Origin of the sequence: Sporosarcina sp. FSL K6-1508 (assembly GCF_038007465.1) — a bacterium.
In the GTDB taxonomy this organism is placed as follows: domain Bacteria; phylum Bacillota; class Bacilli; order Bacillales_A; family Planococcaceae; genus Sporosarcina; species Sporosarcina psychrophila_B.
This window is the reverse complement of the sequence record NZ_JBBOXF010000001.1, coordinates 1717748-1729706: the sequence shown is the minus strand read 5'-3', so window position 1 is coordinate 1729706 and position 11959 is coordinate 1717748. Positions and strand designations below refer to the sequence as shown.

Sequence of the window (11959 nt, the reverse complement as noted above, 5' to 3'; positions counted from 1 at the left end):
CATTTATCATACTTAGAATTAATGTTTAAAAATAGTGAAGTTGCTGACAGAGAGCGGTCCAACACTAATCAAAAAGAGAAAAACTGAATTAGTTCTCATTCATATTTACAACACGATTGTTACAAGGCTGCAAGAACACAATTGTATCCAAAAGTACTTATGATTTGGCTTTTTTTTGAATTTATCCACTAAATTCGTTAATACCATATGAACATTCCATAAAAAGCAGAGCATTCTAATACAAAATCGAATGCTCTGCTTTTTCTTTTATCTTGCCACAATTATAATTACCTGTGTATGTTTCTCGAAACACATCTATCTCTTTATTTGATAAACGTTTTACATTATCAATCTAACAAACCTATAATCCCATTATGATAAGTTTCTTAAATGCATTAGCAGATAAACCTGCATACTCGCCAGGGCTTCTGGGAGCTCTACTGCCATTTGCTTTAATAGCAGTATTTATCAGGGTTATCCGCTAGTTACGAAAAAGACTACGGATTTAAATACGATAAGTATTTTCTTCATTATAAAAAAGGCGTAGGATTCTTTAATATTAATGCGGCTTTTTCTATTGCCGAAACATATTCAGTAAAATATGTGATCCCTTTCTGAGGCACTCTTTTTTGTAGATGTTGGTTAGGTTCTACGAATGCCAAGTTACTCAATACTTTTTTATGATAAGTTTGCTTAGATTCGCTACTCTCATGAGCTATATGATTTCTTATATAACGCATTTTTAAGTATACTGGTTTTAATTCTCCATCAGCAAAAACACAATCAAAAGGATTTTTATTTTGGGCAAATACTTCTTTAGAAAAATTCTCTATTATATTTAAATAATCAATAAACGTACCTTTGCTATTACTCTTTATTAATCTTTCAAAATGACTTAAATCCTCAAACATTAATTTACATTCAGGAGTATAACTCATTGAACTATTTCCACAAATATATTCTTTAAATACAGTAATTAAATAACCTTCAAATTTAACAAAAATTTTAAAAAAAGCTAAATCATAAATGTTTGTATTAGTTTGAACCATAGATTGCCAATGTGCAATATCACTTATTAAACTATCATAAGCTAAGTCAACTATAGTAATCTGGGCAGAATTACCGATAATGGTTGTCATGATAAATATTTATAAACTAGACGTATTCTAGTTTTTCTTTCCGCGTAAGCGTCAAATACTCCCCACCTTCTAACCCCTTTCGTGTTATGTGATAATCACATTAACAATGTTAGGAGGTTTTTTCATGACACGAGACGAACGGCGAGCCATGTGGCACGCACGGATTGAAGCATTTAAAGCGAGTGGTGAATCTAGCGTAACAGCCTGGTGTGCTACAAATAATATCTGTGTTCCAAGTATGTATACTTGGCTTAAAAAGGAATGGCAAAAAGTAGATACTGCACCTACAGCCCAGCAGTGGGTTTCGTTTGATACAATCGCTCCAAAGGTAAGTATGCCTTCCCAATTGACACTTGCGATAGGTGTTGTTTCCATTCAAATTGAAGAGGGGTTCAACCCTACACTTTTAGGGGAAGTACTTCAGGTACTTCAAACGCATGTTAAGTAAAACACCCGTTGATTGTGTGTATTTAGCCTGCGGACGTACTGATTTACGAAAATCTATCGATGGATTAGCTGTCATCGTTCAAGAAAGCTTTCAGCTTGATCCGTTTTCCCCTAGTTTATTTGTCTTCTGTAATCGAAAGCGCGACAAACTGAAAATCCTACATTGGGATCATAATGGATTTTGGCTTTACTACCGAAGGTTGGAAAACGGTCTATTCCAGTGGCCCGATGGACAAACAACCCAGCCACTTGCGATTAGCCATCGACAATTACACTGGCTACTTGATGGCTTACCACATGAACAAAAACAAGCTCATCCAAAAGTTTCTGCAAAAATCATTATTTAAAAAAAGGAATTCGTCGAGTCATGTCGAATTCCTTTTATTATGGAAAAATCAGTAGCAGTTATCTCATCTACAATTGAAGAACTCGCAGCGAAAAACATGGAGTTGGAAAAACAAAATGAAGCGCTACAGGCTAAACTCAACTGGTTAGAAGAACAATTTCGCCTCAGCCAACAACGAAAATTTGGCGCTTCTAGTGAAAAAACCAATCCAGATCAACTCGCACTCTCTCTTTTCAATGAAGCTGAAGTCACAGCGGATGAAAAGGTAGAGGAACCAACGCTTGAATCGATTACCTATCGTCGAAAAAAACGTACAGGCCAAATCGAGGCGATGCTTGAAAACCTGCCAACTGAAACGATTCACTATCGTTTATCAGAAGAGGAACAGGCTTGTTTGTGTTGCGGTGAACAAGTACACGAAATGAGTACAGAAGTACGACGTGAGTTAAAAGTCATTCCAGCTCAAGTGAAGGTCGTTGAACATGTACGCCATGTCTACAGCTGCCGAAATTGTGAACGCGAAGGCACTGAAACTCCAATTGTCACAGCGAAGATGCCAGCACCTATGTATCCAGGTAGTTTGGCTTCGCCTTCGGCGATGGCCTATATCATGAATCAAAAATACGTAGAGGGTATGCCTCTCTACCGACAAGAAAAACAATTGGAACGTCTAGGTGTCCCTTTATCACGTCAGACTTTAGCGAACTGGATGATGTACGGGGCAACTCATTGGCTAATCCATCTTTATGAACATATCCGTACCTATCTATTGATACAGGATGTTATTCATGCGGATGAAACAACACTTCAAGTACTGGCCGAACCTGGACGCCCAGCGACATCCAAGTCCTATATGTGGTTATATCGGACGGGGCGTGATGCATCGGCTGCAGTGTTGTATGATTACCAACAAACAAGGGCAGCCAAACATCCGAAAGCCTTCCTTTCAGGCTTTAAGGGATATCTGCACGTCGATGGATACCAAGGGTATAATGATATACCGAAGGTGAAATTGGTGGGGTGTTGGGCACATTCGCGTCGAAAATTCGATGAGGCCTTAACTGCTTTGCCAGCGGAAGCCAAAAATAAGGAAACTCCTTGTGCTGCGGAGGAAGGGCTGCGTTTCTGTAACCAATTATTCGCGATTGAACGCGCGCTAAAGGATCACAGCCCTGAAGAACGCTATAAAGAGCGACTTGAACGCAGTCAGCCTGTGCTGGATGCCTTTTCAACTTGGCTACAAACACAAAGTCCGCGCGTCGCGCCTAAAAGTGCGTTAGGGCAGGCCATCAAGTATTGCCGAAATCAATGGACATGCCTTACAATGTTTCTACAGGATGGGCGTTTGGAAATCGATAATAACCGGGCCGAACGTGCTATCAAACCTTTCGTAATTGGACGCAAGAACTGGTTATTCTCTCAATCTATGAAAGGTGCAAAAGCAAGCGCAATTGCTTATAGCATTGTGGAAACTGCTAAAGAAAATCAGTTAAATCCATTGGTTTATTTAACCCACGTATTTGAACAGCTTCCTTTAATAGATTTGGAGGATTCAAAGGCGCTAGATCAACTACTTCCATGGTCGGAGACCTTGCCGACAAATTGCCACGTTCCCAATAAAACTAAATAAAGCATATAATAAGCGCCCCCTGAAAGACAGGTGGGCGCTATTTGACGCTTACCTTTCCGCTGCATTTGTTGTTCGACTTTTATGATTTTTTTCTATCACTTCAAAATCTTTTCTTTCATCATCATCATATAAACTATCATTTATATACTCTGTATATTTTGATTCAAAGTTTTTCAATGGACTGATTAAATCTTGCGCAACATTTCCTCCCCCTGTTGTTACAGTTCGACATTCTTCTAATCCTACAAGTGTGAATAATTCATTGTTAACAATTGAGAATAAAGTGTAGAAATAATTTTTTTTGTTAAATAAATTCGTCTGATACATTTCATCATTAAATATTTTTGAAATAACTAATTTTATTTCGTTCATTCTATATTCTATCTCATCTATTCTTTCAAATTTCTCATCATATTTTTTATAATAATCATCTATTTTTGGCTGACTTTCTGAAATAAATCCATCAATCAATTGTATAACTAGACTAGAAATAAACTCCACATCAAGCATTCTAGCAAAATTATTATCTTTAAAAACACCTTGCTCAATAAAGATATTTCTCCATTCTGTTGCCTGATTATACACAAATACTTTGAACTCTCCCCAAAATTTTGCATTTCTCAATTCCTGTCTATTAACAGTCATACTGTTGGTGTTAACCCTTGAAAACATGTCATAAATTATTGCATCATCTTTAGATTTAATTAGTTCTACTGAAAGTTCGAAATTTAAAATACTTTCTTGTATTTCCTCTGGTAAATCTGAATATTTACATCCTGCAAAATCTTTATAATGTGTTTTTAATATTGCAAAATCATCACTTATGAATTCTATAATTGCGGTTAATCTTTGTTGGCCATCTATTACTTCTCTAAAGGTTTTAAGTGTTTTTACGTAAGCGTCAAATACTCCCCACCTTCTAACCCCTTTCGTGTTATGTGATAATCACATTAACAATGTTAGGAGGTTTTTTCATGACACGAGACGAACGGCGAGCCATGTGGCACGCACGGATTGAAGCATTTAAAGCGAGTGGTGAATCTAGTGTAACAGCCTGGTGTGCTACAAATAATATCTGTGTTCCAAGTATGTATACTTGGCTTAAAAAGGAATGGCAAAAAGTAGATACTGCACCTACAGCCCAGCAGTGGGTTTCGTTTGATACAATCGCTCCAAAGGTAAGTATGCCTTCCCAATTGACACTTGCGATAGGTGTTGTTTCCATTCAAATTGAAGAGGGATTCAACCCTACACTTTTAGGGGAAGTACTTCAGGTACTTCAAACGCATGTTAAGTAAAACACCCGTTGATTGTGTGTATTTAGCCTGCGGACGTACTGATTTACGAAAATCTATCGATGGATTAGCTGTCATCGTTCAAGAAAGCTTTCAGCTTGATCCGTTTTCCCCTAGTTTATTTGTCTTCTGTAATCGAAAGCGCGACAAACTGAAAATCCTACATTGGGATCATAATGGATTTTGGCTTTACTACCGAAGGTTGGAAAACGGTCTATTCCAGTGGCCCGATGGACAAACAACCCAGCCACTTGCGATTAGCCATCGACAATTACACTGGCTACTTGATGGCTTACCACATGAACAAAAACAAGCTCATCCAAAAGTTTCTGCAAAAATCATTATTTAAAAAAAGGAATTCGTCGAGTCATGTCGAATTCCTTTTATTATGGAAAAATCAGTAGCAGTTATCTCATCTACAATTGAAGAACTCGCAGCGAAAAACATGGAGTTGGAAAAACAAAATGAAGCGCTACAGGCTAAACTCAACTGGTTAGAAGAACAATTTCGCCTCAGCCAACAACGAAAATTTGGCGCTTCTAGTGAAAAAACCAATCCAGATCAACTCGCACTCTCTCTTTTCAATGAAGCTGAAGTCACAGCGGATGAAAAGGTAGAGGAACCAACGCTTGAATCGATTACCTATCGTCGAAAAAAACGTACAGGCCAAATCGAGGCGATGCTTGAAAACCTGCCAACTGAAACGATTCACTATCGTTTATCAGAAGAGGAACAGGCTTGTTTGTGTTGCGGTGAACAAGTACACGAAATGAGTACAGAAGTACGACGTGAGTTAAAAGTCATTCCAGCTCAAGTGAAGGTCGTTGAACATGTACGCCATGTCTACAGCTGCCGAAATTGTGAACGCGAAGGCACTGAAACTCCAATTGTCACAGCGAAGATGCCAGCACCTATGTATCCAGGTAGTTTGGCTTCGCCTTCGGCGATGGCCTATATCATGAATCAAAAATACGTAGAGGGTATGCCTCTCTACCGACAAGAAAAACAATTGGAACGTCTAGGTGTCCCTTTATCACGTCAGACTTTAGCGAACTGGATGATGTACGGGGCAACTCATTGGCTAATCCATCTTTATGAACATATCCGTACCTATCTATTGATGCAGGATGTTATTCATGCGGATGAAACAACACTTCAAGTACTGGCCGAACCTGGACGCCCAGCGACATCCAAGTCCTATATGTGGTTATATCGGACGGGGCGTGATGCATCGGCTGCAGTGTTGTATGATTACCAACAAACAAGGGCAGCCAAACATCCGAAAGCCTTCCTTTCAGGCTTTAAGGGATATCTGCACGTCGATGGATACCAAGGGTATAATGATATACCGAAGGTGAAATTGGTGGGGTGTTGGGCACATTCGCGTCGAAAATTCGATGAGGCCTTAACTGCTTTGCCAGCGGAAGCCAAAAATAAGGAAACTCCTTGTGCTGCGGAGGAAGGGCTGCGTTTCTGTAACCAATTATTCGCGATTGAACGCGCGCTAAAGGATCACAGCCCTGAAGAACGCTATAAAGAGCGACTTGAACGCAGTCAGCCTGTGCTGGATGCCTTTTCAACTTGGCTACAAACACAAAGTCCGCGCGTCGCGCCTAAAAGTGCGTTAGGGCAGGCCATCAAGTATTGCCGAAATCAATGGACACGCCTTACAATGTTTCTACAGGATGGGCGTTTGGAAATCGATAATAACCGGGCCGAACGTGCTATCAAACCTTTCGTAATTGGACGCAAGAACTGGTTATTCTCTCAATCTATGAAAGGTGCAAAAGCAAGCGCAATTGCTTATAGCATTGTGGAAACTGCTAAAGAAAATCAGTTAAATCCATTGGTTTATTTAACCCACGTATTTGAACAGCTTCCTTTAATAGATTTGGAGGATTCAAAGGCGCTAGATCAACTACTTCCATGGTCGGAGACCTTGCCGACAAATTGCCACGTTCCCAATAAAACTAAATAAAGCATATAATAAGCGCCCCCTGAAAGACAGGTGGGCGCTATTTGACGCTTACGTTTTTACATCTGTATTTTGCCTTAAAAAAACTTGTGGAACTGGTAATCCCCTAATGATAGTGTCAATTAGATAAGATTTGGCTTTCAAATTCCAAATCTGATTTCTTTGATATTTTGGTGACAATTGTAACAACCCGTCGTGATACCAGTTAATAAAATCATTAATATTATATATCTTGCTATCTTTAAAGTTACTCACTACAAAACACCTCTTTCATTATCGATTAACTTCCCCATAAACTTCATCCATCATATCTTCCATAATCACTGTTTTAAACTCATTATTCTCCAGTATCTTCATAAAGAACTCCTGATTGGTACTCATACGATCAATTACGAAATCTATGAACGTCTTTTCAAAGGCGAATTTGAAGTTTTCTTTCGTGTTGTTTTTCGCTTTTTGCTGGATGTCTTCGCTGTTCATCATGTCTTCTTTTACTTGCTCACGTGATAGGAAGTCGATTTCCGTAAATTGCGTCCCGAAACGCTCGTTCAGCTTATCTAAAATAGAAGATAATCGTACTTTTTCATCTTCTCCCATCCCACCAGCACTGTTTGATTGAGGTGATAGGTCATAGCTGCCTGACTTTTCAAGCGCTATGCTGCCTTCAAATACCTTTTGATTGCGGTAATACTCTAATGCCACATCATCGGCCAAATACACATCTTTATCGCCTTTGCCACGTGGCAACTTGCGCAATAAATACGCTAGATAAATATATGTTTTGTGCAGCTCCACATCAATGAATGTTGCGATTTGTAAGATGAAACCATACGTACGAGTGAATTTTGTCGCAGCGCCTTTAAATGCTTCCTTTTCTTCCTCTGATAGCTTTTTGAAACGCTCCACACCTTTATCGATTTCAGCATTCAGCTTATTTTGCTTGCTTGCTGATTTTTGCACACCGCCAGAAAACTCGATTTCATTGACTGCTGTTACCTCTTCCTCTGTATACACTTGGAACGGCTCTAGTTCGGCTTGTAAGTCATATAAAATATTGGGGTCCGTTACAGCAGATAAATTTGTCGTTTCATAATAGGGCTGAAATGAGTCTTTAATTTCTTCTGGATTGTTCACGAAATCAAGGACGAATGTATCATCCTTACCTGGGCATGTACGATTTAAACGAGATAGTGTTTGTACGGCTTTAATGCTATTTAACGGCTTATCTACATACATTGTGTGCAGTAGCGGCTCATCAAATCCTGTTTGATATTTTTCTGCTACTAACAGTAACTGATACTCGTCTGAGTTGAATTTCGTCGGTAGCTCCTTGTCAGAGAAGCCGTTCATATCTGTTTCGGTATAAGGTATTTCACCGTCTTTTACCGTACCAGAGAAAGCTACAACCGTTTTCAAATCATCGTAACCCATTTCATCGATGTACTTATCGAAGGCGATTTTATAACGTACCGCATGTAAACGGCTTGATGTAACAACCATTGCTTTTGCACGACCATCAATTTTTTTGCTTGTAAAGTTACGATAATGCTCGATGATGATTTCTGTCTTTTGCGCTATACTATGCGGATGCAGTGATACATACTGTGCGAGCTTTTTCGTTGCTTGCTTTTGTGACACTTCTGGATCATTATCTATTGTCTTAGCAATTTTCCAGAACGTTTTATATGTTGTGTAGTTTTCTAGCACATCTAAAATAAAGCCTTCTTCAATCGCCTGACGCATTGTGTATTCATGGAAAGCACCTGGCTTACCATCGGCACCAACCTTCCCAAATTTCTCTAGCGTCTTTGGCTTAGGTGTCGCTGTAAACGCAAAGAATGAAACGTTATCCTGCTTACCACTTTTCATAATCGTTTCAACGATTTGCTCTTCTAAGTCACCTAACTCCTCCGCAATACGATCTTCCTCGTACGCATCCTCTAATGACTTGTCCGATAAAATATTAGTCAATGCTGTAGAAGCTTTCCCACCTTGTGAAGAGTGCGCTTCATCAATAATAACCGCATATTTTTTACGCTCTAAATCTGATACTTTTTCCATAATGTATGGAAATTTTTGCAGCGTCGTAATAATGATACGTGTTTCATTGTTAATCGCATTTGCTAACTGCGCTGAATCTTGGTTAATACGTTCTACTAAGCCAGCTTTATGTTCTAATTGATAAATCGCATCTTGCAACTGCTTGTCCAAAACACGACGGTCCGTAATAACAATAACGCTACTAAACGTCGAATTATTTTCATCATCATGTAGCTTTGCTAAACGGTGTGCTAGCCATGAAATCGAGTTCGTTTTGCCAGAGCCGGCCGAATGCTGAATTAAATAGTTATGCCCAACTTGCTTAGCTTCGACATCTGTTTCTAGCTTACGTACAACATCAAGTTGGTGGAAACGAGGGAATATCAGCATTTGACGTACATGTTTCAATTCACCATTCGAGTCTAAAATATCATCCTGTTTTATAAAGATGAAGCGGAATAAAATATCGAGTAGGCTATCTGGCGCTAAAATTTCATCCCATAAATAGTGCGTACGATAATCTCCTTGATAAGATAATGGATTACCTTTCCCACCATTATTCCCTTTATTGAACGGTAAGAAATAGGTTTCTTCCTTCGCTAGTTTGGTTGTCATAAATACTTCATCTGTATCTACGGCAAAATAAACCGCTACACGTTCATTAAATTTAAATAGCTGCTCATTCGGATTACGGTCAAGCTTTAATTGCTTCATCGCATGCTCGACTGTCTGTCTCGTTAATGGATTTTTCAACTCCATCACAATTAGTGGAAGACCATTTAAAAACAGCACCATGTCTAAGCTATTACTATGCTTATCACTGTAATACACTTGGCGTGAAACCGTAAAACGATTTTTCTGATACTGCTCATTAAGCGTTTTATTCATATCCGTAGGCGGTTTATTAATCGCTAGCTGAAGTGTCACACCACGATCTTGAATGCCTTTACGTAAACAATGCACTAAGCCTTGTCGATGTAGCTGATGCGTAATACGCTTTAGCACCTGCTCTTTATAATTTGGACCATAAGACTTCTCTAACGTACGCATACGCTTTTCCTGCGTAGCCTCTAAAAACACAAATAGCTCCTCTACATCTAGTGCATACTGCTTAAAAAGCACACTCGCCTCACCTTCAAGCACACGCTTTTTATATCCATTCGCAATCAATGCCGCTTCAATATTCGTTTCAAAGCCTTTTTCAGATGTATCCACTGCCACTACTGTTCACCTCACTTAATCAAGTTCCATATCTTGCACATCAATTTTGCCTGTTACTGCTTCGTAAATTAGGGCTTGGCGGTATTCTTTTAGTTTTTGAATTTGTAAATTCAACTTTTTGATTAATAAAAAAATAGTTTTCTCTGTTTCTTTTATTTTACTTAAAATCTCAAATTGCTCATCTAATAACGGCACTGGTATAAACGTATTACCTATGAAATCCCAATTGGCTCTAGGCATTTTTGATCCATAAGTTGAAGAATTAATTTCATCAATAAAATTAGGTGAAAGTAAGATATATTTAAATAGCTCATTTACAATAGTATTTGATAGAACTTTCATTACTAAAATTTCCGTCGAACATCGACCATTAAAATCTGCAAGAAGTGTTTTGGATAAATATGGTCTAAGTTTACCAAACAAAACATCTCCCCCATAAAATTTAGTTGCAGTACCTTCGATTTCTACATTTTCACTTTGTATATAGCGTCCACTCTTAGACTCAATATTTTCTAACCCTACATAAATTAAATCCGTTTCTTCTTCAGCTTTTAAATTTCTTATTTCACATCACTAGTGTTGCATAAAAAAATGATTTAAAATTCTTACTATTTATTTTTACGGCGTTGAGCCAAAAAGATATACACTCCAATAAAGGTGGTCCGTCCATTTGGTTTTTATTTACAATTAGACATTTGCGGCAACGACAGTTTAGTTGTTACGGGACTGCTGTCCCTTTGATTTTACGAATCCAAATATGTGCAGGTTTCCAAAGAGAAGCCTTTAAATAGCGACTAATTTTCAAGATTTTATGTTTACTCCGTGTCTTTATTTGCACCAACACATTCAAGCAATATACGATGAGTGCGATATATACCTGATTATGAATGGCCCATTCGCTTTGACCATAGAACTTTTTGATGTTCAAATGTTGTTTGATCCATTTAAAAAACAGTTCAATTGCCCAGCGTGATTTGTACATCTCGGAGATTTCGTCTGCACTCAGGTCAAACCGATTGGTGATGAGTTGTAGTTCATTCCCTTTCGAGTCTATTACTTTGAGTAAGCGAAAGATGTTTTCAGCACGATTTTGAGTTGTACCAATCAACACCGCTTGATCCGATAATACCGTTGTGCCTTCTGGCAATTGGAAGTCTTCACATTCATGGATTACTGCATTTTTACGTAGTCTGGATAAGAAAAAGTAGCCGTCATCTGTCATGCGATCGAAACGTTCGTAATCTAAATATCCACGGTCGAAAACATACATGCATTCCTTGTCATCAACCATGACTTCAAGCTGATTACGATCATGTTCATTCGCTGTTGTAAGCACGGCTTTTTCAGGATAGGACGTTCCTTTTTCCATAAACACAAGACGTAAATGAAGCTTTACCCCAGCTTTCGTTTTGCGGAATTTAGCCCATCGGTGATTGGTTAAATTGAGTGGCAATGTGCTCGAATCAATGATTTTTAAAGGCATAGTGATTTTGGCATAATTTGTTTTTTGATGAATTTGCGCGACTAAATCAAGAAAAAGTTGTTGAAATAGCACGGGATTCATTCCATTGAGCCTGCGGGATAATTGAGAAACGCTTATAGAATCAAGGTTTGTGCTGACTTGAAGATGTTTATTAAAAAGACAATCACTCAGCGCGTGCAGACTTTCCGTTTCATGAAGCTGTGCAAAAAGCAGTAATTTTAAGAATGAATCTGTCGTAAGTTTCTTCGTATAAGCATCTAATCTCATTGTTTTCACGTTTTCTTCAACTAATTGAATATTAATAGGTGAAAACCATTGTCCAAATGAAGTTTTTCGTGTAATCTTGTCCATGAGTAGTTCCTTTTTTAGTGGATTTGGACGGG

General features: G+C 38.4%; 10 protein-coding genes and 1 pseudogene. 6 read left to right on the top strand and 5 right to left on the bottom strand.

Annotation, left to right across the window (positions count from 1 at the left end):
- Positions 1–530: 530 nt before the first annotated feature.
- Positions 531–1139, bottom strand: a complete 609-nt coding sequence (locus MKZ11_RS08575) for a hypothetical protein (protein WP_340793825.1) — start codon at positions 1137–1139, stop codon at positions 531–533.
- Between the two features lie 124 nt (positions 1140–1263).
- On the opposite strand from MKZ11_RS08575, the gene tnpA (MKZ11_RS08570) reads away from it, so the two are divergent.
- From tnpA (MKZ11_RS08570) to tnpC (MKZ11_RS08560), 3 genes are read left to right on the top strand one after another with little or no spacing between them, the layout of a single operon-like run.
- Positions 1264–1587: an IS66 family insertion sequence element accessory protein TnpA gene (gene tnpA / locus MKZ11_RS08570; protein ID WP_340793820.1), complete on the top strand. Its 324-nt coding sequence runs from the start codon at positions 1264–1266 to the stop codon at positions 1585–1587.
- Positions 1577–1933 carry an IS66 family insertion sequence element accessory protein TnpB gene (gene tnpB, locus MKZ11_RS08565; protein WP_340793818.1) on the top strand — a complete coding sequence of 119 codons (357 nt, stop codon included), beginning with the start codon at positions 1577–1579 and terminating at the stop codon, positions 1931–1933. The genes tnpA (MKZ11_RS08570) and tnpB (MKZ11_RS08565) overlap by 11 nt, the downstream gene beginning before the upstream one ends.
- Before the next feature lie 27 nt (positions 1934–1960).
- Complete coding sequence (gene tnpC, locus MKZ11_RS08560; RefSeq protein WP_445327037.1) at positions 1961–3562, top strand: IS66 family transposase; 1602 nt, start codon at positions 1961–1963, stop codon at positions 3560–3562.
- Positions 3563–3610: 48 nt separating this feature from the next.
- On the opposite strand, the pseudogene MKZ11_RS08555 reads toward tnpC (MKZ11_RS08560), so the two are convergent.
- Positions 3611–4432 (bottom strand): annotated as a pseudogene (locus MKZ11_RS08555) (GmrSD restriction endonuclease domain-containing protein); the annotation flags it as partial.
- A gap of 104 nt (positions 4433–4536) precedes the next feature.
- On the opposite strand from MKZ11_RS08555, the gene tnpA (MKZ11_RS08550) reads away from it, so the two are divergent.
- The 3 genes from tnpA (MKZ11_RS08550) to tnpC (MKZ11_RS08540) are packed head-to-tail and all read left to right on the top strand — an operon-like array spanning position 4537 to position 6835.
- Positions 4537–4860, top strand: coding sequence for an IS66 family insertion sequence element accessory protein TnpA (tnpA, locus tag MKZ11_RS08550; RefSeq protein ID WP_340793820.1), 324 nt, complete (start codon positions 4537–4539; stop codon positions 4858–4860).
- Positions 4850–5206 carry an IS66 family insertion sequence element accessory protein TnpB gene (tnpB, locus tag MKZ11_RS08545; RefSeq protein ID WP_340793818.1) on the top strand — a complete coding sequence of 119 codons (357 nt, stop codon included), beginning with the start codon at positions 4850–4852 and terminating at the stop codon, positions 5204–5206. Before tnpA (MKZ11_RS08550) ends, tnpB (MKZ11_RS08545) begins: the two co-directional genes overlap by 11 nt.
- 27 nt (positions 5207–5233) lie before the next feature.
- Complete coding sequence (tnpC, locus tag MKZ11_RS08540) at positions 5234–6835, top strand: IS66 family transposase (RefSeq protein WP_445327036.1); 1602 nt, start codon at positions 5234–5236, stop codon at positions 6833–6835.
- Between the two features lie 270 nt (positions 6836–7105).
- Here tnpC (MKZ11_RS08540) and MKZ11_RS08535 read toward each other — a convergent pair whose 3' ends face one another.
- The 3 genes from MKZ11_RS08535 to MKZ11_RS08525 form a co-directional block, all read right to left on the bottom strand.
- A complete protein-coding gene (locus MKZ11_RS08535; RefSeq protein ID WP_340793814.1) occupies positions 7106–10093 on the bottom strand; it encodes a type I restriction endonuclease subunit R in 2988 nt (995 codons plus the stop codon).
- Positions 10094–10108: 15 nt separating this feature from the next.
- Entirely contained in the window at positions 10109–10576 is a 468-nt protein-coding gene (locus MKZ11_RS08530; protein ID WP_340796952.1) for a restriction endonuclease subunit S, read from the bottom strand.
- 235 nt (positions 10577–10811) lie between these two features.
- Positions 10812–11927, bottom strand: coding sequence for an IS4 family transposase (locus MKZ11_RS08525; protein WP_340792764.1), 1116 nt, complete (start codon positions 11925–11927; stop codon positions 10812–10814).
- Positions 11928–11959 lie beyond the last annotated feature (32 nt).

What these genes read in the sequence shown, in the direction of transcription:
- MKZ11_RS08575 (WP_340793825.1), bottom strand. Translation starts at nt 1,139, where the DNA reads ATGACAACCATTATCGGTAATTCTGCCCAGATTACTATAGTTGACTTA.
- tnpA (WP_340793820.1), top strand. Translation starts at nt 1,264, where the DNA reads ATGACACGAGACGAACGGCGAGCCATGTGGCACGCACGGATTGAAGCA.
- tnpB (WP_340793818.1), top strand. Translation starts at nt 1,577, where the DNA reads ATGTTAAGTAAAACACCCGTTGATTGTGTGTATTTAGCCTGCGGACGT.
- tnpA (WP_340793820.1), top strand. Translation starts at nt 4,537, where the DNA reads ATGACACGAGACGAACGGCGAGCCATGTGGCACGCACGGATTGAAGCA.
- tnpB (WP_340793818.1), top strand. Translation starts at nt 4,850, where the DNA reads ATGTTAAGTAAAACACCCGTTGATTGTGTGTATTTAGCCTGCGGACGT.
- MKZ11_RS08525 (WP_340792764.1), bottom strand. Translation starts at nt 11,927, where the DNA reads ATGGACAAGATTACACGAAAAACTTCATTTGGACAATGGTTTTCACCT.